19 protein-coding genes are annotated in these 23,890 nt (G+C 67.7%); 5 read left to right on the top strand and 14 right to left on the bottom strand.

Going from position 1 to position 23,890, the window contains the following annotated elements; all coding sequences use genetic code 11:
- Nucleotides 1–88 precede the first annotated feature (88 nt).
- On the bottom strand, nt 89–409 hold the full coding sequence (locus AC3WLC_RS18935) for a 2Fe-2S iron-sulfur cluster-binding protein (RefSeq protein WP_137883279.1): 321 nt from the start codon (nt 407–409) through the stop codon (nt 89–91).
- 201 nt (nt 410–610) lie between these two features.
- Complete coding sequence (locus AC3WLC_RS18930) at nt 611–946, bottom strand: Hpt domain-containing protein (RefSeq protein WP_493685470.1); 336 nt, start codon at nt 944–946, stop codon at nt 611–613.
- 262 nt (nt 947–1,208) lie between these two features.
- On the opposite strand from AC3WLC_RS18930, the gene AC3WLC_RS18925 reads away from it, so the two are divergent.
- Nucleotides 1,209–7,901 (top strand): apolipoprotein A-IV repeat region-like domain-containing protein, encoded by a 6,693-nt coding sequence (locus AC3WLC_RS18925; RefSeq protein WP_493685469.1) that lies wholly within the window; start codon nt 1,209–1,211, stop codon nt 7,899–7,901.
- A gap of 68 nt (nt 7,902–7,969) precedes the next feature.
- On the opposite strand, the gene AC3WLC_RS18920 is transcribed toward AC3WLC_RS18925, so the two are convergent.
- From AC3WLC_RS18920 to AC3WLC_RS18895, 6 genes are all read right to left on the bottom strand, one after another.
- Nucleotides 7,970–8,497, bottom strand: a complete 528-nt coding sequence (locus AC3WLC_RS18920) for a hypothetical protein (protein WP_493685468.1) — start codon at nt 8,495–8,497, stop codon at nt 7,970–7,972.
- 166 nt (nt 8,498–8,663) lie between these two features.
- Nucleotides 8,664–9,263 carry an ABC-type transport auxiliary lipoprotein family protein gene (locus AC3WLC_RS18915; RefSeq protein ID WP_493685467.1) on the bottom strand — a complete coding sequence of 200 codons (600 nt, stop codon included), beginning with the start codon at nt 9,261–9,263 and terminating at the stop codon, nt 8,664–8,666.
- 6 nt (nt 9,264–9,269) lie between these two features.
- Complete coding sequence (locus AC3WLC_RS18910) at nt 9,270–10,403, bottom strand: MlaD family protein (protein ID WP_493685466.1); 1,134 nt, start codon at nt 10,401–10,403, stop codon at nt 9,270–9,272.
- A 12-nt stretch (nt 10,404–10,415) separates the two neighbouring features.
- Complete coding sequence (locus AC3WLC_RS18905) at nt 10,416–11,129, bottom strand: ABC transporter ATP-binding protein (protein WP_493686085.1); 714 nt, start codon at nt 11,127–11,129, stop codon at nt 10,416–10,418.
- A 128-nt stretch (nt 11,130–11,257) separates the two neighbouring features.
- The gene (locus AC3WLC_RS18900) at nt 11,258–12,403 is read right to left on the bottom strand and encodes an MlaE family lipid ABC transporter permease subunit (RefSeq protein ID WP_493685465.1); all 1,146 of its coding nucleotides are present in this window, start codon (nt 12,401–12,403) and stop codon (nt 11,258–11,260) included.
- 23 nt (nt 12,404–12,426) lie between these two features.
- A complete protein-coding gene (locus AC3WLC_RS18895) occupies nt 12,427–13,620 on the bottom strand; it encodes an MFS transporter (protein WP_493685464.1) in 1,194 nt (397 codons plus the stop codon).
- Nucleotides 13,621–13,716: 96 nt separating this feature from the next.
- On the opposite strand from AC3WLC_RS18895, the gene AC3WLC_RS18890 reads away from it, so the two are divergent.
- Nucleotides 13,717–14,592: a hypothetical protein gene (locus AC3WLC_RS18890; RefSeq protein ID WP_493685463.1), complete on the top strand. Its 876-nt coding sequence runs from the start codon at nt 13,717–13,719 to the stop codon at nt 14,590–14,592.
- A gap of 126 nt (nt 14,593–14,718) precedes the next feature.
- Here the strand turns inward: AC3WLC_RS18890 and AC3WLC_RS18885 are convergent, their stop codons facing one another.
- The 3 genes from AC3WLC_RS18885 to AC3WLC_RS18875 form a co-directional block, all read right to left on the bottom strand.
- Entirely contained in the window at nt 14,719–15,600 is an 882-nt protein-coding gene (locus tag AC3WLC_RS18885) for an ABC transporter permease (protein WP_493685462.1), read from the bottom strand.
- Nucleotides 15,597–16,403 carry an ABC transporter ATP-binding protein gene (locus tag AC3WLC_RS18880; protein ID WP_493685461.1) on the bottom strand — a complete coding sequence of 269 codons (807 nt, stop codon included), beginning with the start codon at nt 16,401–16,403 and terminating at the stop codon, nt 15,597–15,599. The genes AC3WLC_RS18885 and AC3WLC_RS18880 overlap by 4 nt, the downstream gene beginning before the upstream one ends.
- Nucleotides 16,404–16,512: 109 nt before the next feature.
- A complete protein-coding gene (locus AC3WLC_RS18875) occupies nt 16,513–17,541 on the bottom strand; it encodes an ABC transporter substrate-binding protein (protein ID WP_493685460.1) in 1,029 nt (342 codons plus the stop codon).
- A 285-nt stretch (nt 17,542–17,826) separates the two neighbouring features.
- Between AC3WLC_RS18875 and AC3WLC_RS18870 the strand changes: the two genes are divergently transcribed.
- Nucleotides 17,827–18,627: a creatininase family protein gene (locus AC3WLC_RS18870; RefSeq protein ID WP_493685459.1), complete on the top strand. Its 801-nt coding sequence runs from the start codon at nt 17,827–17,829 to the stop codon at nt 18,625–18,627.
- Between the two features lie 121 nt (nt 18,628–18,748).
- Here AC3WLC_RS18870 and soxR read toward each other — a convergent pair whose 3' ends face one another.
- Nucleotides 18,749–19,210 carry a redox-sensitive transcriptional activator SoxR gene (gene soxR / locus AC3WLC_RS18865; protein WP_427364382.1) on the bottom strand — a complete coding sequence of 154 codons (462 nt, stop codon included), beginning with the start codon at nt 19,208–19,210 and terminating at the stop codon, nt 18,749–18,751.
- A gap of 76 nt (nt 19,211–19,286) precedes the next feature.
- On the opposite strand from soxR, the gene AC3WLC_RS18860 reads away from it, so the two are divergent.
- Nucleotides 19,287–19,841 (top strand): NADPH-dependent FMN reductase, encoded by a 555-nt coding sequence (locus tag AC3WLC_RS18860; RefSeq protein WP_493685458.1) that lies wholly within the window; start codon nt 19,287–19,289, stop codon nt 19,839–19,841.
- Between the two features lie 227 nt (nt 19,842–20,068).
- Nucleotides 20,069–20,833: an MBL fold metallo-hydrolase gene (locus tag AC3WLC_RS18855; RefSeq protein WP_493685457.1), complete on the top strand. Its 765-nt coding sequence runs from the start codon at nt 20,069–20,071 to the stop codon at nt 20,831–20,833.
- A 111-nt stretch (nt 20,834–20,944) separates the two neighbouring features.
- On the opposite strand, the gene AC3WLC_RS18850 is transcribed toward AC3WLC_RS18855, so the two are convergent.
- Together AC3WLC_RS18850 and AC3WLC_RS18845 are read right to left on the bottom strand one after the other, a co-directional pair.
- A complete protein-coding gene (locus tag AC3WLC_RS18850; protein WP_493685456.1) occupies nt 20,945–22,474 on the bottom strand; it encodes a malonate--CoA ligase in 1,530 nt (509 codons plus the stop codon).
- A 37-nt stretch (nt 22,475–22,511) separates the two neighbouring features.
- Nucleotides 22,512–23,840, bottom strand: a complete 1,329-nt coding sequence (locus tag AC3WLC_RS18845; protein ID WP_493685455.1) for a malonyl-CoA decarboxylase — start codon at nt 23,838–23,840, stop codon at nt 22,512–22,514.
- Nucleotides 23,841–23,890 lie beyond the last annotated feature (50 nt).

Here is a 23,890-nt window from a genome sequence, read left to right as displayed (position 1 = left end):
GGCGCTCCCCCAGGACGAGGAGAGAGCCTGTCGTGTTTCGAGCTCACCGCGGCGCGATGCCTCGGCATGACGGCGAGGGTCCGAAAACTCAGCCCTGGCGGGCCGGCGTGCGCACCACGAGGCCGTCGAGATCGTCGCGGACCCTGATCTGGCAGGACAGTCGCGAATTCGGACGGACGTCGAAGGCGAAGTCGAGCATGTCCTCCTCCATCGGCTCGGCATGGCCGGTCTTTTCGGTCCAGGCGTCGTCGACATAGACATGGCAGGTGGCGCAGGCGCAGGCGCCGCCGCATTCGGCCTCGATGCCCGGCACGCCGTTGCGCACCGCGACCTCCATCACGGTCGAACCCGTCTCGCCCTCGACCGTGCGGCTGGTGCCCTGGGCGTCGATGTAGGTGATCTTCGGCATCGTGAACTCCGGCCGCCTGGCGGCGGCTGCGCGGCTGGCGCGATCGGGAGGAACCGGCCGGGCGTCCTGGCGGGCCACGGGCAGGTTCGCGAGAGGGACATCGCCCGCGAACGGGGAGCCCGCGGACATCGCATCTCTAGAAGATTTCGAAAGCGGACGAAACGGCGATCTCGGCCGTGCCGCCCCGCCCGTCCTGCGGCGTCAGGCCGCGCAGTCGAGCCGCGAGATGACGGCGCGCGCCTCGGCCGCGGCGAGCGTCAGCGCGTCCAGCGCATCCTCGCGCGGCGCGGCTCCGGCCTGGGTGAGCTGCTGCTCGATCCGGTCGGCGGCCTCGGCCACCTGCCAGGCGCCGATGGCGCGTGCAGCTCCCTTCAAGGTATGGGCGGCGTCGCGGCCGACACTGGCGTCGCCGCCATGGATGGCGCGCAGTTGACGGGCGCATTGCTGGGCGAACAGCATCAGCAGCTCGCGCTCCAGCTCGGCATCGCCGCCGGTCTGGCGGGCGAGATGCACGAGGTCGATGGCAGTCTGGGACATGGGGGAACTCGGTTTTCTCTCGCGCTGCGGAACTCGCGCAGCCTTCTGACCCCTGATGAAGCGCCGTTATGGTGAATGAGGCGTTAACGACGTTTGTGAATCAGACGGTCAAACGGGTTTCAATCCCTGCTTGCCTCAACTACCCTTCGAGACAGTAAACGATGGGCGTCGTGTCGCTTGTAGGATCCGGCTGGAGGCTGCCGGTTCCCGCTCTGCGGCGGACATCACCGCCCGTCGCAAGTAGCGTAGCGAGGCGGCATTCATGACCCGGCAGAACAAGCTCCAGGATCCGACCGAAGCGGCAATGTCGGCGATCGAGGAGGCGCTGAGGCTCGATCCGTCGAAGACCGAGGGGCAGGCTTCCGCCGAACCGAGGCTGCCCTCGACGGGCGAGAACGAGCTCAAGATCGAGCTGCCGCGCGTCGAAAGCGCTCCGATCGCGCCGGCCAGCGCCGAGCCCGCATCCGAACCGCTTCCCTCCCCTGCCCGCCCCGCCATCGCGCCGGACACCAGCCGCGTCGCCAATGACGACCGCCGGGATTCCTCCTCGCTCGTCCAGGCCTTCGCCGCCCGGCCCTCCGGCCGACCCTATTGGCTCGCCGCTCTCGCCTCCCTCGCCTGGGCCGGCGGTGTCGGCTTCACCCTCGTCAGCCGCTACGGCACCTTCACCGAAGGGCTGCCGGCCGGCATGGCCGCCTGGGGCCCGGGCCAATGGGCGCTGCTGGCGCTCGGCGCCGGCGCTCCGGTGGTGTTCTTCTTCGTGCTGGCGGCGCTCTATCGCCGGACGCAGGAAATGCGCCTGGTCTCGCGCGCCATGACCGAAGTCGCGCTGCGCCTGGCTGAGCCGGAGGTGGTCGCGGCGGATTCCGTGCTGTCGCTCAGCCAGACCATCCGCCGCGAGGTCGCCGCCATGGGCGACGGCATCGAGCGCGCCGTGGCGCGCGCCGGCGAGCTCGAGACCATTGTGCGCGGCGAGATCGCGACGCTGGAACGCGCCTATGCCGACAACGAAATCCGTCTGCGCTCCCTGATCGACGAGCTTGTTACCCAGCGCGAATCCGTCGTCGGCAATGCCGAGCGGGTGAAGTTCGCGATCTCGGGCGCGCATGAGAGCATCACCAAGGACCTGGAGACCGCCAGCCGCTCGATCTCCGAGGCGGTGGCCGAGGCCGGCGAGCGCGTCACCTCGCGCCTGACCGACAAGGGCGACCAGATCACACTGGCGCTCGGCCATGCCGGCGAGCGCATGGTCGACGAGATCAGCGGCCGCGGCAACGACCTGGTCGAGCGCCTGCAGTCGACCTCGCACGACGTCAGCGAGCGCATGACGAATGCGAGCCAGTCGATGACGGCCGTGCTCGACAATCGCGCCCAGGAGATCGCGGGCTCGATCGAGCGCACCGGCTCCGTCCTCACCGAGGGCCTGACTGCCGGCGCCCGCGACGTCACCCGCGCCATCAGCGAGACCGGCGCGCAGGTCGTCGAGTCGCTGGCGAGCCGCGCCGAGACGGTAAACGAGACGCTGCGCTCGACCGGTGACAACCTCGCCCAGGAGATCACCCAGCGCGGCGCCACAGTCGCCGAGCGCTTCGAGCAGAGCGGACGCACGCTGGTCGACCTGTTCGACACGCAGAGCAACAGCCTGACCCAGCGCCTGACGGAGACCGGCGAGACGCTGCGGACCTCGATCAGCAGCGAAGGCGAGAGCGTCACCACCCGCCTCGCCGAGGTCGGCCGCGGCGTGCACATGCTGCTCGGCAAGCAGAACGAACTCGTCGTCAACCGCATCCAGCAGGCCGGCGACACCGTCCACGGCCTGATCGCCAGCCAGGGCGAGACGCTGGTCGAGAAGCTCGAAGGCACCGTCCAGACCGTCGACAGCCTGCTGCGCGAAAAGACCGATTCGATCGTGGTACGCTTCGACGAGGCCGGCCGCGGTCTGCACTCGCTGATCGGCGAGCGCGGCGAGGAACTGACCGCGCGCATCTCCGCCGTCGGCGCGACCGTGCACAGCCTGTTCTCGGAAGAGGCCAGCAGCCTCGTCACCCGCCTCTCCGACCTCGGCCACGAGGTCCGCAGCACGATCGGCGAGCAGGGCGACCATCTGGTCGGCCGGCTGTCCGAGACCGGCCAGCGCCTGCAGGAGGCGATCAGCGAGCGCGGCGACGGGCTGGTGCTGCGCATGGCCGAAATCGGCCAGGGCGTCGAGCATGCGATCGGCGAGCGCGCCGACAGCATCGTCAACCGCGTCGCCGATGCCGGCCGCAGCGTTGAGGTCATGATCGGCGAGCGCGGCGATGGCCTGGTCTCGCGCCTGTCCGAGACCACGCATGAGATCGAGCGGACGCTGGGCGGCCGCGCCGACGGCATCGTCGCCCGCATCGCCGACGCCAGCCGCGGCATCGAGAGCGTGATCGGCGAGCGCGGCGACGGCCTTGTCGCCAAGCTGTCCGAGACCACCGAGGAGATCCACCGGACGCTCGGCGACCGCGCAGAGGGCATCGTCTCGCGCGTGGCCCATGCCGGCCGCGACGTCGAATCGGCGATCGGGGAACGCGGCGACGGGCTGATCGCCCGCCTCTCCGAGGTCGCCCGCGAGGTCCACGCCACCATCGGCGAGCGCGGCGACAGCCTCGTCACCCGCCTGTCGGATGTCGGCACCGAGGTCCACACCGCCATCGGCGAACGCGGCGACAGCCTCGTCGCCCGCCTGTCGGATGTCAGCGCCGAGGTCCACTCCGCCATCGGCGAGCGCGGCGACAGCCTGGTGGCGCGCCTGTCGCATGTCGGCAGCGAGGTTCAAAGCGCGATCGGCAGCCAGCGCGAGACGCTGGTGTCGCAGCTCACCGACGCCGGCGCCGGCGTGCGCAATCTGCTCATCGCGGAGGGCGAGGCACTCAGCGGTCGCGTGATCGCGACCGGCCAGGACATACAGGAACTGCTCTCCGGCCAGAGCCAGGCGCTCGTCACCCGTGTCGCCGATGTCGGCCGTTCGGTGCATGGCCTGCTGGCGGAGCGTGGCAACGCCCTGATCGACCGGCTGGCCGATGCCAGCGGCACCGCCCATCGCCAGCTCGACGAGACCGGCGAAGCGCTCGCCGCCAAGATCCTGGCCGCCAGCGAGACGGCGAAGTCGGTCATCGACGACCAGCACAGCGGCTTCATCGCCCGCCTCGGCCAGGCCGGGGACGAGGTCGGCGCCCTGCTCGGCACCCAGCGCGACGCGATCATCGCCGGCCTCACCGCCACCGGCCGCGAGGTCCATGGCCTGATCGGCGAGCAGAGCCAGAGTCTGGCCAGCCGCCTCGGCGAGGCGACCAAGGCCCTCGCCGACGCGATCAATGTCGACGGGCGCGAGATCGCCGACCGCGTCAGCGACGCGGCGACGGCGCTGCGCGGCACCTTCACCACCGAAGCCGAGCGCGCCAGCAGCCTGCTCGCCGCGACCGGCAAGGACGTGGTCGTCGCCCTCACCCAGCAGGGCGGGCGCGTCAACCAGGCGCTCGCCGCCAATGCCGAGTCGCTGCTGCGCTCGGTGGATGCTCGCTCGCAGGCGCTCAACGAGTCGCTCGCCGGCAAGCATGACGCGCTGAACCGCCTGTTCGACGTCCAGGGCCGCGAGATCGAGGCCACGATCGGCGCCCGCCTCGGCGCCTTCGAGGAGATCATCGTCACCCGCGGCGGCACGCTGGCTTCCAAGCTGGGCCACGACGCTCGCTCCTTCACCGACCAGGTGACGCTGCGCCTCGGCCAGGTCGAGAAGCTGCTCGGCGAGGAAGGCCAGGCGCTGGCCGAGCGCATCGGCGAGCGCTCGCAGCACGCCGCCGAGACCATGATGGCCCGCACCCAGGAAGCGGCCGCCGCCATGGAGACGCAGATCAAGACCTTCGAGGAGCGCTCCAGCGCCAAGAGCGCCGAGATCGCGACCTCGCTCGATGGGCTGATCGCGCGCATCGACGGCAATCTCGGTTCGCGCGCCAGCGCGCTCAACGAGGCGCTGGTCGAGCGCACGGTCGACATCGCCCGCGTCATGGCCGAGGGCGGGCGTGAGGTCACCCGCGCCCTCACCGCCAAGGCGGATGAGATCGGCGAGATCGTCACCAGCAAGAGCGAGGCGCTGACCCAGACGCTCGCCGAGAAGGCCGACAGCATCAATGCGACGCTCGGCGGGCGCGCCCTGCAGATCGCCGATACGCTCGACCAGAGCGTGGCGCGCTTCGAGGAGCGCGTCGTCAACCGGCTCGACACCGTCTCCGGCACGCTCGACGCGCGCAGCAGCCAGATCGCGCAGACCCTGCAGGGCACGGCGGATTCGGTCGCCGGCGCGCTCGACAGCCGCACCGAGGAACTGCGCGCCCTGTTCGACGGCAAGGGCGCCGGCCTGATCACCTTGCTCGACGAGCGCGGCAACCAGATCGTCCGGACCTTGCAAGGCACCTCGGAATCGATCGCCGGCTCGCTCAGCGCCCGCACCGACGAGTTGCGCGCTTTGTTCGACGACAAGGGCACCGGCCTGATCACCCTGCTCTACCAGCAGGGCAACGAGATGGTGCAGACCCTGCAAGGCGCCGCTGCCTCGGCCGCCGGCTCGCTCAGCGCACGCACCGACGAGTTGCGCGCCTTGTTCGAGGACAAGGGCTCCGGCCTGGTCACCCTGATCGACCAGCAAGGCAACCAGATCGTCCGGACGCTGCAGGGCACCTCGGACGCGATCGCCGGCTCGCTCGGCGCCCGTACCGACGCGCTGCGCGCTTTGTTCGAGGACAAGGGCGCCGGCCTGATCACCCTGCTCGACCAGCACGGCAACCAGATCGCGCAGACGCTGCAGGAGAAGTCCGACGGCATCGCTGCGACGCTGTCCGACCGCTCGAACGAGCTGCGCGCCGTGTTCGACGAGCGCGGCGGCGGCATCCTCAACGCGCTCGGCCAGCGCGGCAGCCAGATCGCCCAGATCCTGCAGGAGCGCTCTGACGGCATCGCCACCGCCCTCTCCGGCCGCACCGAAGAGCTGCGCGCCCTGTTCGACGAGCGTGGCGGCGACATGCTGAACACGCTCGACCAGCACAGCCGCAACCTCTCGCGGACCCTGGCGGAGCAATCGGACGGGATGAGCTCGGCGCTGAGCACGCGCACCGAGGAGCTGCGCGCTCTGTTCGACGAGCGCGGCAACGGCGTGGTCGAGGCGATCGGCCGCAAGGGCGTGACCCTCGCCAACCAGTTCGCCAGCCTCGGCGAAGCCCTGGTCGCCAATATCGAGAACCGCGGCAACAGCATGGTCGCCGGCCTGCACGAGCGCAGCACCGAGATCAGCCAGGCGCTCGAGCTCGCTTCCGGCGCGCTGCGCGAGACGATCGAGAGCGGCACCAACCACTCGGTCGAGGCGCTGCTCAAGACCAATGAGCAGCTGCGCAGCGAGCTCGGCAGCATGCTGGGCCGCCTCGGCGAGGCCAACAAGCTGATGCAGCAGATCGTCACCGGCGCGAACAAGAACCTCGCGGCGGTCGAAGGCAGCCTGTCGGGCCGCGTCGAGGAGCTGCAGACCGTGCTCTCGACGGTGGTGCAGGAGACCAACCGGACCTCCGAGCAGGTCGCGAACCAGATCGCGACGCTGAAGGGCTATTCGGAAGGCACGCTGCGCGACACCGCGGCTCTGATCTCGCGGATCGATGCGCAGGGCTCGTCGATGACCGAGACCTCGCAGACCAATGCCGCGGCGCTCAACGCCGTCGCGCAGCGGCTGGAGCAGGTCGAGGCCCGCGTCGGCAACGTGCTGGCCGATCGCAAGGAATCGCTGGAGCACCTGCACGGGCTGATCGCCACGCGCACCGACGACATCGAGCAGATCACCCGCTCGTTCTCGTCGCTGCTCGACGAATCGCTCAGCAATGCCGAGACGCGCACCCGCCAGCTCAGCACCGTGCTCAGCGACGCCGCCGAATCGACCAGCAGCGCCATCGCCCAGCAGTTCGACTCGATCCGCGCCGCCAGCGGCCGGGAGCGCGAGGCGACCGCGCAGGCCCTGCGCGCGGCCTATGAGGAGGTGGTGAACGAGGTCTCGGGCGAGCTCGGCAAGGTCACGGCGCGCTTCCAGAGCGCCGCCGAGGACATGCGCTCGATGTCGGCCGAGATCCATCGCGAGCTCGAGACGACCCGGACCGAGCTCAAGAAGGGCGTGCTCGACCTGCCGCGCGAGACACAGGAATCGACCGCCGCCATGCGCCGCGTCGTCGCCGACCAGATCAAGGCGCTCAACGAGCTGACCGAGATCGTCTCGCGCTCGGGCCGTAGCAGCGACGTCGCGCGCCCGCAGGGCGAGCGGCGGACGACGACGAGCTATCAGCAGCCGACTCCGGTCGTCAGCGCCTCGTCCTCCGTGGCGGTGCAGAGCGCCCCGGTGCTGACCGAGCCGCTGCGCGCCTCGATCGACCCGACGCCGGAACCAGCCCGGGCCGAGGTGCAAGCGGCGCCGGTGCGTCCCACCCCTGCCCCCGAGCCGGCGCGCCGGCCCGCGGCCGAGCAAGCTGCCCCGGCGAAGTCGGGCTGGCTCTCGGACCTGCTCAGCCGCGCCTCGCGCGACGACCGGGCGCCGGAAGCCGCCAAGCCGACGGCGCACAGCATCGAGAAGCTCGATTCGCTCTCGGTCGACATCGCCCGGATGATCGACCATGACGCGGCTGTCGAGCTCTGGGAGCGCTACAAGCGCGGCGAGCGCAACGTCTTCACCCGCCGGCTCTACACCCTGCAGGGCCAGCAGACCTTCGACGAGATCCGGCGCAAATACCGCCGCGACACCGAGTTCAAGGAGACGGTCGACCGCTACATCGAGGAGTTCGAGCGCTTGCTCGGCGAAGCCGCCAAGGACGACCGCGACTCGATGGTGGCGAAGACCTACCTGACCTCGGAGACCGGTAAGGTCTACACCATGCTGGCTCATGCCAGCGGGCGGTTCGAGTAAGCACCGGACCTTTCGCTCAAATCAGAAGAGGCCGCCCGGAAGGGCGGCCTCTTTGCTTTTGCGCCTGCTCAAGCCCGAGACGCGAGCCATCTCTCTGCTTGGCCGAGCATGCTGAGAAGCTCGCCCTCAAACTCCAGGCGTTGCGGTGTCTTATCGGTACCTCGCAGAACGAACAGAGCTTCCTGCAGCGCCATCACATCCTCTTCGGCGGGGCCGATATAGACGACTGGCAGCTCGTGTTGAGCGTACCGGACCCCATTTGACACGAGGGCGACAAAGGCCGTGCGCGCGCCCTGATGCTTCGGATCGAGGGCAATGGCCTTCCGGAAGCACTCAATCGGTGTCTCTCCGGCAGCGGCTGTGGCCGTGCCGAAATGATATGTTCCAAGCAAGAAATGAGCGGTCGCCGAACCCGGGTCAGCTTGAAGCCACTCCTTGAGCGTTGGCAGAATCAGCCGCACCACAATCGGCTCCGGACAGAGTAGGCGTGGGTCCGAGAATGCCTTGCGATGTTCCGTCAGTCCCAGAATGAGAGCCTGCCGGTCTATGAATGGCAGCTTCGTCGCGTCATTGAGAAAATCTGCGAGAGCGCGCATGGCCTCCTTCCGGAGGCCCTTCGCTCGAAAGCGGCAATACCGCGACAAACCCAGGACATTCGCCGCTTTGGCCACTTCAGCGAGCGCGTCCAAATCATGATTGCTGGGCATTTTCTCCGCCCGATCGCAGACGTCCCCGCCCGTCAGGGGGCCAATCCCGTCCTTCTCAGCGCGCCCAGCGAGCGATCTGGATCAGCACCTGCGACAGCGCCTGGTCGAGCGCCTGCGCCGCCCCCGCCCCCTCGGCGCCCGCCGGCACGCGGGCCGAGAACAGCTTGGCGCGTTGGACCTTGCCGGTGCGGTCACCGATCAGCTTGGCGGTGATCTCGACCACGGCCTGGCCGCTGGCGGCGTCGATATTGAAGGCGCGGATATCGGTGTTGAGCTGAAAATCGGGGACGATGCGCTCGCCCGGCCGGCCGACAGCGGCGATGCGGCTGCCGTTCTCGAAGGTCTGGATCAGGCGTGTCTGCACCAGATTGGGCACGCGGTCGGCCCATTGCGCCCCGCCGAGGAAGGAGAGCGCACCGCTCGAATCCTTGACGATCAGCCGGTCGGAATCGAGCGCCTGCACCGCCGTCGGCTGGGCGACGATCAGCACGCCGCCGCCCCCGCCGATGCGGCCGAAATCGCGCGGCGCGGAGAGATCATAGGTGGTCGGCGCCGATCCGCCGCCGCAGCCGGCCAGCAGCAGCGAGCCTGCCGTCGCCAGGGACAGGGCGCGCAGACGACCACGAAGCAGCAAGGGCAGAATCGGCATGGTCATAAGGAGCTAGCGCGATCCGCTGTATTGGGGAAGCGGCGGACGACCGCCGAAGATGAACTGCTGGGGATTGCGCTCGACATTGCGCAGCACGCGGTTGATGTCCCCCAAGGTACGCTTGCCGTCCGAAGCAAGCGTCTCGAGATCGCGCAGGCCAGGGCCGGTGAAACGGTTGATGCCGACGGTAATCTCGGCGGTGCGCTTGTCGAGATTGTCGGCCAGCACGCGAATCGATTTCGCGGCATTGGCGACTTCGGCGAAGGCACCCTGCCCGTCCTGCGTGTTCAGGAAGGCCTGCGCCGCCTTCAGCACGCCCTCGACCTGATCGGCGGCGCGGTTGAGCTTGTCGGTGATCGAGGCGACGTCCTTGACCGCCTTGGAGACGTCGCCGCTCGAGCCGCCCAGCGCCGCGGTGAACTTGTCGAAATTGTCGATGATGCCGGTGACCTTGGCGCGGTCGACCGAGCGCACCACCCCGGTGAGTTCCTCGCTCAGCGTGCCGAGTTTCTGCGAGAGCGGCGCGATCGTGTCGGCGATCTGGCCGAAGCTCGACATCAGCTTGTCGATGTTGCCGGAATTGTCGCCGAGTGCCTGCGAGAATTTTTCGACGTTGCGGACCGTGTTGGTGATCGAGCCGGAATTCTGCTTGATCAGCCCGTCGAGATTGCCGAGCACCTCGTCGGCCTTCTGGGCGACGTTGCGGACCGATTCGATGATGTCCTGGATCTCGGAACGCTCGGCGATGATCGTCGGCAGCGTCTCGCCGGGCTTGGCCTGAAGGACCGCCGCGTCGGGCTCGCCGCCGATCAGCTGCAGCGCGACGACACCGGCAAGCCCCTGCGCCTCGATTCGGGCACGGGTGTCGACCCGCAGCGGAGTGGTGTTGTCGACCTCGATCACGCCGAAGATGCGGCGCGGATCGTCAGGCTGCAGGCCAATCTGCTTGACCTCGCCGACGCGCAGGCCGTTGAAAAGCACGCTGGAGCCGCGCCCCAAGCCTGTCACCGTGCCGGTGAAGATGACCCGGACATCCTGCTTGCGGCCACCGCCGCCGCTGCCGAACCAATAGGCGAAGCCGAACATCGCCGCGATCACGGCGAGGGTGAAAAGGCCTACCAGGGCGTAGTTCGCACGGGATTCCATCGCGGGCGTCCGTCACGTCCTCGTTTGATCGGGCATGCGGGCGCGGGCGCGCTCACCGCCGAAATACGCCTTGAGCCAGGGATGATCGGAAGCCAGCATGGTGGCGAGCGGACCGACCGCGATGACACGCTTGTCCGCCAAGGCGGCAATCCTGTCGCAAGCTACGTAAAGACTATCGAGGTCATGGGTTACCATGAACACCGTCAGGCCCAAAGTCTGCTTGAGCGTCATGATCAGCTCGTCGAACTCGGCGGCGCCGATCGGGTCGAGGCCCGAGGTCGGCTCGTCGAGGAAGACGATCTCGGGATCGAGCGCCAGGGCGCGGGCGAGCGCGGCGCGCTTGATCATGCCGCCCGAGAGTTCCGAGGGCACCTTGTCGGCCGCATCGGGCTTCAATCCCACCATCTCGACCTTGAGCATGGCGAGCTCTTCGAGCAGCTTGGGCGAGAGCTTGAGATATTCCCGCATCGGCACCTGGATGTTCTGCTTGACGGTCAGCGCCGAGAACAGCGCGCCCTGCTGGAACATCACGCCGAAACGGCGCTCGAGCCGCCGCCGGCCGTTCGGATCGAGCTTATCGACGTTCTCGCCGAAGACCTCGATCGTGCCGCGCTGCTTGCGCACCAAGCCGAGGATGGTGCGGGTCAGCACCGACTTGCCCTGGCCCGAGCCGCCGACGAAGCCGAGAATCTCACCACGCATCACGTCGAGGTCGAGCCCGTCCATGATCACCTTGTCGCCGAAGGCGACCTTGAGATCACGAACGCGAATCACCGCGTCGGGAGCGGATTCAGCCTCGTCCTGAGGCCCGAGGGGACCGGTCTGTGAGGGCTTGTCGAGCATCGCGCCGCCCCTCACATCCGGATCGAGGCGAAGAACATGGCGAACAGCCCGTCGACCACGATCACCATGAAGATCGCCTTCACCACCGACGCCGTCACCTGATGGCCGAGCGATTCGGCCGAACCCTTCACCGCCAGGCCCTCGATCGAGGCGATCAGGCCGATCACGAACGCCATGAACGGGGCCTTGATGAGGCCGACGGCGAAATGCTGCCAGGTGATCACCGATTTCAGGCGGTCGAGATAGGTGTCGAGGCCGATGCCGCCATAGAGCCAGCTCACCAGGCCGGCGCCGACCAGGCCGGACATGGCCGAGATGAAGGTCAGGATCGGCAGCGCGATGATCAGCGCCAGGATGCGCGGCACCACCAGTACCTCGATCGGATCGAGCCCCATCACCCGGAGCGCATCGATCTCCTCGCGCATCTTCATCGAGCCGATCTCGGCGGTGAAGGCGGAGCCCGAGCGGCCGGCGACCATGATCGAGGTGAGCAGCACCGAGAGTTCGCGCAGGACGAGGATGCCGGTCAGGTTGACGACGAAGGCGGTGGCGCCGAAGCGCTGGAGCTGGAAGATACCCTGCTGCGCGACGATGCAGCCGACCAGGAACGAGATCAGGATGATGATCGGCGCGCCGTTGAAGGCGATCAGCTCGATCTGGTTGACCAGCGAGGGCCCGCGGAAGCGTCGCGGTCCGAACAGGGCGCCGACGCAGCCCGCCATCACCTCGCCGAGGAAGACGGCACCGCCGGCAAGGTCACGGCCGAAGCGGGTGACGCCCTGGCCGATGTCGACGAGGACCGTGACGAGCCCGATCGGATGGACCGGCGGCTGGTAGTCGGTGACGTTGCGCTCGACCTCGCGCAGGAGCACCGCATGCTCGGGGCGGCGGCTGGTCAGCTCGATCGCGACGCCCTTCGCCTCGCCTGCCTGCTTCACCTGGTCGAGCAGATAGGCGCCGAGCGTGTCGAGGCGCTCGATCGCCGACAGGTCGAGGCGCGCCTGACTGACGCTGCCGATACGCTCGGACAATTCGCTGGTCAGGGCTTCGAGGCGCGGCGCCCGTCCGACGCTCCAGCGGCCGGCCAGCGACACGACGAGAACGCCGCCATCGTCGCGATAGACCGCTTGCGGCTCAACGGCGTCGACGACAGCCATGACGGCTCGCCTGCTCCCCACGCTTAGATTCGGCCCCCGCGACCTGTATTGCCGCGCGCCTTGAGGATGGCAAGGGCCGCCAGGATGAGCCCGAGCAACGCAATCGGCACCATGGCGAGGAATACGCCCGGTCCGAACAGGCGATAGAGATAGCCGGAGAGAATGGTCGCCAGCCCCATCGCCAGCGCGCTCACTGCGACGAGCCGCCCCTGCGCCGCCGCACGACGCGCCCCGGGGGACAGCGCCGACAGCGCCGCAAGCGTGCCGAGATGCATGCAACCGAAGGTGATCCCGTGCAGGAGCTGCAGCAGGACGGTGACGGGAAGGCCGGGATCGGCGCTCATCACGCCGAAGCGCAGCGCCGCCGCGATCGCCGCGATCGCGATCCAGCGCAGGCCGACAAGGCCGCTGGCGGCGATGCTGCCTCCGACGAGGAAGACCGCGATCTCGGCGAGGACGGCAACCGCCCAGAGCCAGCCGACCGTCTCGCCGCTGAAGCCGATGCTGCGCCAGTGCAGCGAGCTGAAGGCATAGACCGCCGCATGCGTGGCGTTGACGCAAGCCGCCGCCCCGACCGCGAGCCAGAACGGCAGTCCAAAGCCGGCGGCAGACGCTCCTTGTGAGACCGCTGGCGGGACTCCTCCTGGCGGCGACGGCGCCTGCAATGCAGCGAGCGCCGCGAGCGAACTGCTGCCGGCGAGGACGAAGGGGATCAGCCAGGCGCCGTGCCGCGCGATCAAATAGCCGCCGGCGAGGTTCGAGAGCACGAAGGTCACCGAGCCCCAGAGCCTGACGCGGCCATAATCCCTGAGCGCCCCGGCCTTCACCTGCTCTGTGGTCAGGACATCGGCGAGCGGCACCACGCCCGACAGGGCGATGGCGCTGAGCGCCGTCAGGATGGCGATCGGCAGGAATTGCGTCTGCTGCGCCAGGGCGAAATAGATCAATGCTGCCAAGGCATTGAGCAATGCCAGCAGGATGTTCGGGCGCAGGCGGTCACCCAGCCCCGTCACGGACGAGGCCACGAAGACGCGCACCAGGATCGGGATCGCCAGCACATAGCCGATGTCGACATCGCCTAGCCCCGTCGAGGCGAGCCAGACTGGGAAGAAAGGCAGATAGAAGCCGACGCCGAGGAAGTTCAGCGCGTGCATGACCGAGAGGCGCACCGCAAGAAGGCGCGAAAATCCGGTCCGGATCGGCGGCGGCAGGCCCATGGCAGCGATTTCTTAAAGAATCAGCAGCAATTTTGCGGATGGGCATCTTCGGCCGGCGAAATGCGTTTCGGCCAGCCCACGGAGTGCAGCCTGGCCATGAGCGACGCGCGTTCGCTATCTCCGCTGAGCGCGGCCGACTATGACGCGATCGCCGCCGCCGTGATGGAAACGGCGCGCGGCCGCTGGTTCCTGGCCGAATATTCCAGGCGCAACCGGCAAGCCGACACCGAGATCGTGCTGTCCGCGATCGCGCGCCTCGAGCGGCTTTGCACGGTGCAGGTCGCCGTGCCGGAGTTGGGGCCGGAACTCTCGGAGACCGCCCGCGCCATCGCCGAACTGCGCGACGATCTCGACCGCGGCGGCGCCTCGGCCCGCCTGTCGGCCCGCATCCAGGAGACCGCCGCCGGCATCATCGAAGCGGCCGAATCGATCCAGGAGATCGCCTGGACCCTGCGCGAGGGCGGCGCGGAGCCCGAGCTCTGCGACCGGCTCGACCGGCGCGCGACCGAGATCTACGGCGCGACCACGGTGATCGAGGCCGGCGCCAACCAGATCGAGAAGGTCGCCGACACCGTCGCCATGCTCGATGCCAGCCTGCGTGCGGCGGCCGACGGAACCGCCATGGCCGATGCGCCGCTACCGGCGCCCGCCGCAGCGGCCGAACCTCCGCGATCGAGCATCGTGGATCTGGCGACCGACCCCGGCGACATCGACGTGGTCGATGCCGGCACGCAGCAGCGCGCACCTCTGAACGAGACCGGCCTGCGCCTGCAGACGCAGCCCTATCGCCGACGCAGCAGCACCCAGGTGGCCGAGGACGACATCGCCTTCGCCGATGTCGGTGCACCGGCCGAGGCGATCATGCTGCCGGACACGGTGAGCTCGGCGCGGGTCGAACTCAGCTATTCCGAGGCCGACCTGCGGGCAATCGCCTCGCTGCCGGTCGAGGACCGGCTGCACTTCTTCGGCTGAGGCTTTCGGTCGGACGCTCCGTCATTGCGAGCGCAAGCGAAGCAGTCCAGGGGGACGTAGAGCTCTGCCGCTCCTGGATTGCTTCGCCGCTACACTCCTCGCAATGACGCCCCCGGCGATCCGCGCTCAATTCTCCCGCTTCAGCGCGCTCTCGTGCCAGCGCCGCAGCAGGAGATGCGAGAGCAGGCTGGTCGCCAGGAAAATGGCGATTCCCGAGAGCGAGATCATCAGCAACGCCGCGAAGACGCGCGGGATCTTGAGCTGATAGCCGGCTTCGAGGATGCGATAGGCCAGCCCCGATTCCGAGCCGCCCGTCCCCGCCACGAACTCGGCGACGACGGCGCCGATCAGGGCCAGGCCGCCCGAGATCTTCAGCCCCGCGAGGAAATAGGGCAGCGCCGCCGGCAGCTTGAGATAGCGCAGCGTCTGCCAGCGCGTCGCGCCGTGCAGCTGGAAGAAGTTGATCAGGTTGTGATCGGCCGAGTTCAGTCCGAGGATCGTGTTCGACAGGATCGGGAAGAAGGCGACGATCCAGGCGCAGATCAAGAGCGACAGGTTGATGTCGCCGGCCCAGATGATGATCAGCGGCGCGATCGCGACGATCGGCGTGACCTGCAGGATCACCGCATAGGGCAAAAGCGCCATCTCCAGCCATTTCGACTGGGTGAACAGCACGGCAAGCGCGACGCCGACGATCACCGCCGCCGCCAGCGCCATGAAGGTGATGCGCAAGGTGATCCAGAGCGAGGCCGAGAGCGTGCCCCAGTCCGCGATCAGGGTCTGGCCGACCAGGAGCGGCCCGGGCAGCACATAGGACGGCACCTCGTTCCAGCGCACCGCGAATTCCCAGAGCCCAAGCACCAGGATGCCGACGGCGATCGGTGCGAGGATACGCGGCCAGAAGCTAACCGGCAGGCCGAGGATGGTCGGCTCGGCGAGCGCGAGCGGACGGGCTTCGGCATCGGTGCCGTCATGCGGCACGGAGGTCACGGAGGAAGGAGAGCTCATGCGCCGATCGCCTCCTTGAGTTTGCCGGAGGCGAGCCGGCAGAGATGGGCGTATTCGGCCGAGGTCCGGAACAGTTCGTCGCGCGGATAGGGCGCGGAGACGTCGAGATCGGCCATGACGCGGCCGGGCCGCGCCGCCATCACCACGATGCGCTGCGAGAGATAGACCGACTCGAACACCGAATGAGTGACGAAGACGGCGGTGAAGCGCTCGCGCCACCACAGGTTCAGCAGGTCGTCGTTGAGGCGATGGCGGGTGATCTCGTCGAGCGCGGCGAAGGGCTCGTCCATCAGGAGGATTTTTGGCCGCATCACCAGAGCGCGGGCGATCGAGACGCGCATCTTCATGCCGCCGGAGAGCTCGCGCGGATAGGACGTCTCGAAGCCCTTGAGACCGACCAGCGCCAGCATCTCGGCGGCGCGCTCCTGCGCCTCCCGCTTCGGCACATGCTTCAGTGTCAGCGGAAGCATGACGTTGGCGAGGGCATTCGCCCAGGGCATCAGCGTCGGGTCCTGGAAGACGAAGCCGAGATCGCGCTCGGCCTTGTCCTCTCCGGCACCAGGCCAGGCGATCGTGCCGGAAGACGGGCTGCCCAGCCCGGCGATCATGCGCAGCAGGGTCGACTTGCCGCAGCCGGAAGGACCGAGCAGGCTGACGAACTCGCCGGTGCCGAGATCGAGATCGACGTCGCGCACGGCGATGGTGCCGTTGGCGAACTGCTTGGAGACCCGGCGGATCGAGACGAGCGGAGAACCACTCTTCTGTCCTGCCGCCGGATGTGTGCTCAGATAGGCTGTGTCCAAAGGCCTGATGATCCAGTTTACGAAAGGCCGTCATTCTCGGGCGGAGCGCAGCGCGGACCCGAGAATCTTCGGCAAGAGATGCTCGGACCAGGCCCGAGCATGACGCTCGTCAGGGCTTGCCGACGCCCTTGTTGATGAACTCCAGGCTGTAGGCCTTCTTGACGTCAACCCCGGCCGGAATGACGCCGGCTTCGGTCATGGTCTTGGCAAAGCTCGCCCAGCGCGCATCGGTCATGGCGCCGATGCCGAGCGTCTTCGCGTCGCCGGAGACGACGATGCCGTTGTCGTTCATCACCTTGAGGGCGTAGTCGATCTTCTCCTGATCCATGTCGGGATTGTCTTTGAGGATCCGGGCATTGGCGGCGGCGATGTTTGGCCCGCCCTTCATGTATTCAGCCCAGCCTTCGGCGGTCGCATCGACGAAGCGCTGCACGACCTCCTTCTTCTCCTGCACCATCTTGCGGGAGATCGTGATGGTGGTGTTGTAGTTTTCGAAGCCGGCATCGGCGAGGAGATGGACGACCGGCTCGACGCCTGCCTTGCGGATGACGAAGGGCTCGGATGACAAAAAGCCCTGCTGGGTGAGCTTCTTGTCGGCCAGGAACGGCGCCATGTTGAAGGTGTAGGGCCGGATCTGCTCGTCGCGGAAACCGAATTTCAGCTTCAGGAACGGCCAGAAGCCGACGCGGGCCTGCGCCGCGATCAGGATCGGCTTGTCCTTGAGGGCGGCGAGCGAGTCGTTGCCCTGGCCGGGATGCGAGATCAGGACCTGCGGGTCCTTCTGGAAGATCGAGGCGATGCAGAGGAAGGGCAGGTTCTCCTGCGCGAAGCTCAGCGCCTCCAGTGAATTGCCCATGATCATGTCGACACGGCCGCCGAGCAGGAGCTGGGTCGGGTTCTGCTGCGGGCCACCGGGGCGGATGTCGACGTCGAGCCCGTACTTCTTGTAGATGCCGTTGGCGGCGGCGAGATAGAAGCCGCCATGCTCGGTCTGGGCGCGCCAGTTGGTCTGGTAGCTGACCTTGTCGAGGGTCTGCGCATTGACGCGCGCACCGGGCACCGGGATCAGCACCGAGGCGGCCGAGCCACCGAGCAGGCCGAGCGCAGCGCGCCGGTCGAGGCGATACTTCATCGTCATGGCCTAACCCCCTCCATCATGTCGCGAACCCGGCACCGGACCGCGCAAGCCTTACGGCCGGCAGGCAGCTTGTATGCCACGGCCTGAGGGCCGCTGGAAATGCGTCGTGGCCGGCTTTCGCACAGACAGGCTTTGCCGGCGAGGCTCCAACCCGCATGGCATGCGCGTGCCATCAGCCCTTCCCTCGCCATCCGCCGCTACTATGCTGGGCAGTCCTGTCGCCATGAGGCAGCAGACGCGAATCGCGGGACCGGCCCGCAGCTTGACCGACGAGACCTGAAGATCATGACCGCACGCTTCTGGGGCGACCTGAAGACCACCGACTTCGCCGGGCTCCCCCCCGAGGCGACCATCGCCGTGCTGCCGCTGGCCGCGATCGAGCAGCACGGGCCGCATCTGCCGGTCTCGGTCGACACCACTGTGATGAACGCAATGCTGGCGCTGGCGATGCCGCAGGTTCCGGCCGGACTCGACGTGCTGGTGCTGCCGACACTGGCGATCTGCAAGTCGAACGAGCACCTGCATTCGCCGGGCACGCTGACGATCTCCTGGGAGAGCGCAATCCGCAGCTGGATCGAGATCGGCGAGAGCGTGAAGCGCGCCGGCCTGCGCAAGCTCGTGCTCGTCACCTCGCATGGCGGTAATGTCGACCCGATGAAGGTCGTGGCGCGCGAATTGCGCGTTAGCCACGGCATGTTCGCGGTCTCGACCTCCTGGAGCAGCTTCGGCCTGCCGCCGGAGCTCTATGACGAGATGGACGCCAGGCACGGCATCCATGCCGGCGACATCGAGACCTCGCTGATGCTGCATTTCCGGCCCGACCTCGTCGATATGAGGCAGGCCGGCCGTTTCGTGCCGCGCACGGTCGAAATGGCGGATGAGGGCTACAAGTGGCTGCGGCCGACCGGCGCGCATCCCTTCGCCTGGATGGCCCAGGATGTGCACGCGTCAGGCGCTGCGGGCGATGCCAGCCTCGCAACGGCCGAGAAAGGCAAGGCGACGGCCGAGTTTCAGGCCGCGGGTTTCGTCGAATTGCTGGCGGATGTGGCGCGCTTCCCGCTGGCGAAGCTGCACAAGGCCAATTGACATGCGTCATGCTCGGGCTTGACCCGAGCATCTCAGGCCGGATGAGGCGCCGACCAGCGCGTTCTCGTCATGAGATTCTCGGGTCTGCGCTGCGCTCCGCCCGAGAATGACGCCTACGGCGTCAATCCGGATCCAACAACCTCGGCCCTGCACCCTGCTTGCCGAGTTCGTCCCAGGGGTTGTGCAGCGGGCAGCTCCTCACCGACAGGCAGCCGCAGCCGATGCAGTCCGTGAGATGATCGCGCAGGCGCGTCAGCCGGTCGATGCGATGCTCCAGCTCCTCCTTCCAGGCGGCCGAGAGCCGACTCCAGTCCTCGGCCGTCGGCGTGCGCTCCTGCGGCAGCGCCTTGAAGGCCTCGCGGATCGTCTTCAGCGGAATGCCGGTGCGCTGCGCCACCTTGATGATGGCGACGCGGCGCAAGACCTCGCGCGGATAGCGGCGCTGGTTGCCGGCATTGCGGCGGCTGCGGATCAACCCCTCGGCCTCGTAGAAGTGCAGTGCGGAGACCGCAATGCCGCTGCGGCTCGCGACCTGGCCGACGCTGAGATCGTCGGCGAAGGGATTGCGGGCGGGGTGCTTCATGGGCGCTTGACCTTAACCTTAGTTGAGGTCTTATAGAGATCGCTCCTCTTCACCGCCAGCCCTCTGGAGCCTTCCCATGCATCGCCCGCTCATCCCCCAGATCAAGGTCGCCGTGATCTATGGCAGCACGCGCCAGGGGCGTCTCTGCACTAAGGTCGCCGGCTGGACGATCGCGCAGATCGAGGGCGACGGTCCCTTCTCGGTCGAGAGCGTCGATCCCGGCGCGCATGATCTCGCCGAGCAGGCGGAACGGCTCGGCCGGGCCGATGCCTTCATCGTGGTAACGCCCGAGTACAACCGCAGCTTCCCTGCCCCGCTGAAGGCCCTGATCGACGGAACCGGCGCGCAATGGCGCGGCAAGCCGGTCGCCTTCGTCTCCTATGGCGGAATCTCCGGCGGCCTGCGCGCCGTCGAGCAGCTGCGCCTCGTCTTCGCCGAATTGCACGCCGCGACGATCCGCGACGGCGTCTGCTTCGCCAATGCCTGGGACCAGTTCGATGAGACCGGCCGGCTTGTTGATGCCGACCGGGCCGAGCGGGCGATGGCGACCATGCTCGGGCAGCTCCACTGGTGGGCGAGCGCGCTCAGGACGGCGCGAAACACCGTGCCTTACGGCCAGTTTGCGGCTTGAGTGGCACCCGGCACGACAAAATCCGGGTGGTTCGCTCGCAGGAATTTCCTCGTGTCAGTAGCTTGTCGGAGGCGAATGCATCGCCCGGACGTCTGCGAGTGGAAAATCTCCCCGAAAACACAGGCATCTAACGCCGCGATGCAGTTTGCTTCACAAATTCGAACTGGTCGCGGCGGCGGCATGCAGGGAGGATCGGACGGACCGATCCCTCCTTCTGCGGAGCCGCCATGCAGCTCAAACTCCTGCGCAACGCCCTGCTCAAGCTGAGCTATGCCGGCAAGACCCTGCTGATCGATCCCGATCTCGGCGAAAAGCTCAGCCGCCGCTCGATCGCAGGCAAGTCGCAGAACCCGATGGTCGACCTACCCGAGCCGATCGAGGACATCCTTGCCGGCGTCGACCACGTCATCGTCTCGCATCTGCATGCCGACCATTTCGACGAGGTCGCCAAGGCGCGGATCCCGAAGGATATCCCGCTGATCTGCCAGCCCGGCAATGAAGAGGCGATCCGGGCAGCCGGCTTCGGCAATGTCGAGCCGCTCGACCATTTCGTCCGCATCGGCTCGATCGTGGTGAAGCCGCAGCCGGCCGAGCACGGCACCGGGCCGGTCGTCGAGGTGATGGGCAAGGTGATGGGCTTCACCCTGGAAGCACCGGGCGAGCCGTCGGTCTACTGGTGTGGCGACAGCGTGCTCTATCCGCCGCTGCAGGAGGCCGTCGCCAAGGCTGAGCCGGACGTGATCGTCACCCATTCCTGTGGCGCGCTCTGGGATGGCACGCTGATCGTGATGGATGCGCAGCAGACGCTCGACCTCGCCGAGCAGGCGCCGCAGGCGACCATCGTCGCCGTCCATATGGAAGCGCTCGACCATGCCAGCGTCAGCCGGCAGGCGCTGCGCGAGGCGGCAGATTCCCGCGGCATCGGCCGCGACCGGCTGCTGATCCCGGCCGATGGCGAAACGATCGAGCTGAAGGCGCCGGCGCACGCCTGAGCAGGCACGGTCCGTCATTGCGAGCGGAGCGAAGCAATCCAAAGGGACGTAGGGCTCTGCCGCTCCTGGATTGCTTCGTCGCTGCGCTCCTCGCAATGACGGGTTTCGCCCCTACTCCCCCGCCTTGAGCTGCTTGGCGTAGATGTCCTTGTACTGCTCGCGCAGCAGGTTCTTCTGGACCTTGCCCATGGTGTTGCGCGGCAGGTCGGCGACGACGAAGACCTGCTTGGGCTGCTTGAACTTGGCGAGGCGCTGCTCCAGCGCCTTGGCGATGCCGGCAGCCGAAATATCCGCACCGGCCTTCGCCACGACCACGGCGGTGACGCCCTCGCCGAAATCCGGATGCGGGCAGCCGATCACGGCGCTTTCGATCACGCCGGGCATCTCGTCGATCTCGGCCTCGACCTCCTTGGGATAGACGTTGTAGCCGCCGGTGATGATCAGGTCCTTGCCGCGCCCGACGATATGGACGTAGCCGGCCGGATCGATCTTGCCGAGATCGCCGGTGATGAAGAAGCCGTCCGACCGGAACTCGGCCGCCGTCTTCTCCGGATTGCGCCAATAGCCCTTGAAGACGTTCGGGCCCTTGACCTCGATCATGCCGATCTCGTCGCGGGCGAGCTCCTTGCCGCTCTCCGGATCGGTGACGCGGGCCGAAACGCCCGGCAGCGGGAAGCCGACCGTGCCGGCCACCCGGTCCCCGTCATAGGGGTTCGAGGTGTTCATGTTGGTCTCGGTCATGCCGTAGCGCTCGAGGATGGCGTGGCCGGTGCGCTCGCGCCATTCGCGATGCGTCTCGGCCAGCAGCGGCGCCGAGCCGGAGACGAAGAGGCGCATATGCTTCGTCGCCTCCTTCGACAGCCTGACATCCTGGAGCAGGCGGACATAGAAGGTCGGCACGCCCATCATGCTGGTCGCCCTGGGCAGGTATTTGAAGACCTGCTCGGGATCGAATTTCGGCAGCAGGATCATCGAGGCGCCGGCGAGGAGGATCGTGTTGGTCGCGACGAAGAGGCCGTGGGTGTGGAAGATCGGCAGCGCGTGCAGCAGCACGTCATCCTTGGTGAAGCGCCAGTAGTCGACCAGCGACAAGGCGTTCGAGGCGAGGTTGTCGTGGCTGAGCATGGCGCCCTTGGAGCGCCCCGTCGTGCCGGAGGTGTAGAGGATGGCGGCGAGATCATCGGCCCCGCGCGCGACATCCGCGAACACGGCCGCAGCCGCATTAGCCTTGTCGAGCAGGCTGCCGGCACCGACGCCGAGAGTCTCCAGCTTCGCGCCGGCCTTCTCCGCGAAGGGCTTCAGCGCCTCGACCTTGGCGGGGTCGCAGACAAAGACGGCCGGCTCGGCATCGCCGAGGAAATACTCGATCTCGGCCGGGGTGTAGGCGGTGTTGAGCGGCAGGAAGATCGCGCCGGCGCGGACGGTGCCGAGATAGAGCATCAAGGCTTCCAGGCTCTTCTCGACCTGAACGGCGACGCGATCGCCCGGCTTGACGCCGAGGCCCACCAGCGCATTAGCGAAGCGGGCAGAGAGCGCGACCATGTCGGCGTAAGTATAGGTCCGGCCGTCATCGAGGAACGCGAAGGGCGCGGTCGGCGCCGGCATGCGGGCCTTGATCAGGTCGAACAGATGATTGCCCATGATTTCGGGTCCTTTCAGGCGTTTCCGTTGTCTTTGGTCACTTGGTCGCCGGCCGCAACTGCTTCTTCACCGAGGAGGAAGCGACCACAGTGTTGCGGGTGGCGAAGGCCTCGTGATTGGTCTCGATGTCGTCGAGCTCATAGCGGTAATTGACCATCACGCCATGCGACTCGCGCAGGCCGCGGTCGGAGAGGTTGCCGCCGACATTGATGCGCTCCAGCCGCGCGCCATTGCCGAGATGGAAGCGCGCGACCGGGTCGATCACGCGGCCCGAGGATGTCCGCGCCCGTAGCATGTACTGCGCCATCATCTGGCCGAGCAGCTTGTCGCGGCGGGCGCGGGTGACCTCATCCTGCGCCGCGACCTCGGCCGGGGCCTGCATCAGCAGTGCCGCTTCCTCATTGGTCAGGCCGAGCTCGGCCGGCTCCGCCAGCGTCGGCCCGAGCCAGCGCGCGAAACCGGGAACCGGCGAGAGCGTGACAAAGACGTCGAGCCCGGGCAGCTCGCGCTTCAGATCCTCGGCGACCTGCTTGATCAGGAAATTGCCGAAGGAGATGCCGCGCAGGCCCTCCTGGCAGTTCGAGATCGAATAGAACACCGCCGTGGTCGCCGAAGACGCCGGCAGCACCTCGCGGTCCTCGCTCAGCACGTCGACGATCCGGCTCGGGCTCTCCCGGGTCAGCGCCACCTCGACGAAGATCAGCGGCTCGTCGATCAGCTGCGGATGGAAGAAGGCAAAGCAGCGCCGGTCGGCCGGCTCGAGCCGACGGCGCAGATCGTCCCAGTCCTTGATGGCGTGGACCGCCTCGTAGCGGATGATCTTCTCCAGCACATTCGCCGGCGTGGTCCAGTCGATGCGGCGCAGCACCAGGAAGCCGCGATTGAACCAGGAGCCGAACAGGTGCCGGAAATCGGCATCGACCGCCTTGAGCTCGGGCTCCTGCTTCATCGCCTCGAACAGGCTCTCGCGCATGCGCACCAGCACATGAGTGCCGCCCGGCGCGAGGTTGAGCCGGCGGAAGAGTTCCTGCCGGCGCGGCTCGGAAGCGAGATGGAGCTGGCCGACCGCTTCGGCGTCGGGATTGTCGCGATAGCGCTCCAGGGCGGCATCGAGCCGCTCGTGATCAGGGCCGAAGCGCTCCTGCAGCAGGCGGAAGAAGGCAAGCCTGCCGACATCGTCGAGCCGCTCCCAATCCTCCAGCACCGCCTGCGCCAGCGCCATACCTGAGGCCTCGCCCCGCCCCGAAAGCAGGTCCTCGCAGAGCTTGTCGAGCGGCCGCCGGCGATTCGAAGCGAAGCGCTCGAAATTGATCAGCGCCCGGCCGCGATCGGCGACGCTGGTCAGGAGATCGCCAAGAAACGCCATCTGCACCCCCAAAAGCCTGCTGCCAGCGCTATCCTATACGACTTTGCCGC

The sequence above is a fragment of the Allobosea sp. GW821-FHT03A12 genome (assembly GCF_058986765.1).
Note: the sequence above shows the minus strand (reverse complement) of the source record. Positions and strands in the feature narration are given on the sequence as shown.

What these genes read in the sequence shown, in the direction of transcription:
- AC3WLC_RS18915 (WP_493685467.1), bottom strand. Translation starts at nt 9,263, where the DNA reads ATGACCATGCCGATTCTGCCCTTGCTGCTTCGTGGTCGTCTGCGCGCC.
- AC3WLC_RS18895 (WP_493685464.1), bottom strand. Translation starts at nt 13,620, where the DNA reads ATGGGCCTGCCGCCGCCGATCCGGACCGGATTTTCGCGCCTTCTTGCG.
- AC3WLC_RS18875 (WP_493685460.1), bottom strand. Translation starts at nt 17,541, where the DNA reads ATGACGATGAAGTATCGCCTCGACCGGCGCGCTGCGCTCGGCCTGCTC.
- AC3WLC_RS18890 (WP_493685463.1), top strand. Translation starts at nt 13,717, where the DNA reads ATGAGCGACGCGCGTTCGCTATCTCCGCTGAGCGCGGCCGACTATGAC.
- AC3WLC_RS18900 (WP_493685465.1), bottom strand. Translation starts at nt 12,403, where the DNA reads ATGGCTGTCGTCGACGCCGTTGAGCCGCAAGCGGTCTATCGCGACGAT.
- soxR (WP_427364382.1), bottom strand. Translation starts at nt 19,210, where the DNA reads ATGAAGCACCCCGCCCGCAATCCCTTCGCCGACGATCTCAGCGTCGGC.
- AC3WLC_RS18935 (WP_137883279.1), bottom strand. Translation starts at nt 409, where the DNA reads ATGCCGAAGATCACCTACATCGACGCCCAGGGCACCAGCCGCACGGTC.
- AC3WLC_RS18905 (WP_493686085.1), bottom strand. Translation starts at nt 11,129, where the DNA reads ATGGACGGGCTCGACCTCGACGTGATGCGTGGTGAGATTCTCGGCTTC.
- AC3WLC_RS18860 (WP_493685458.1), top strand. Translation starts at nt 19,287, where the DNA reads ATGCATCGCCCGCTCATCCCCCAGATCAAGGTCGCCGTGATCTATGGC.
- AC3WLC_RS18910 (WP_493685466.1), bottom strand. Translation starts at nt 10,403, where the DNA reads ATGGAATCCCGTGCGAACTACGCCCTGGTAGGCCTTTTCACCCTCGCC.
- AC3WLC_RS18920 (WP_493685468.1), bottom strand. Translation starts at nt 8,497, where the DNA reads ATGCGCGCTCTCGCAGATTTTCTCAATGACGCGACGAAGCTGCCATTC.
- AC3WLC_RS18930 (WP_493685470.1), bottom strand. Translation starts at nt 946, where the DNA reads ATGTCCCAGACTGCCATCGACCTCGTGCATCTCGCCCGCCAGACCGGC.
- AC3WLC_RS18925 (WP_493685469.1), top strand. Translation starts at nt 1,209, where the DNA reads ATGACCCGGCAGAACAAGCTCCAGGATCCGACCGAAGCGGCAATGTCG.
- AC3WLC_RS18850 (WP_493685456.1), bottom strand. Translation starts at nt 22,474, where the DNA reads ATGGGCAATCATCTGTTCGACCTGATCAAGGCCCGCATGCCGGCGCCG.
- AC3WLC_RS18885 (WP_493685462.1), bottom strand. Translation starts at nt 15,600, where the DNA reads ATGAGCTCTCCTTCCTCCGTGACCTCCGTGCCGCATGACGGCACCGAT.
- AC3WLC_RS18870 (WP_493685459.1), top strand. Translation starts at nt 17,827, where the DNA reads ATGACCGCACGCTTCTGGGGCGACCTGAAGACCACCGACTTCGCCGGG.
- AC3WLC_RS18845 (WP_493685455.1), bottom strand. Translation starts at nt 23,840, where the DNA reads ATGGCGTTTCTTGGCGATCTCCTGACCAGCGTCGCCGATCGCGGCCGG.
- AC3WLC_RS18855 (WP_493685457.1), top strand. Translation starts at nt 20,069, where the DNA reads ATGCAGCTCAAACTCCTGCGCAACGCCCTGCTCAAGCTGAGCTATGCC.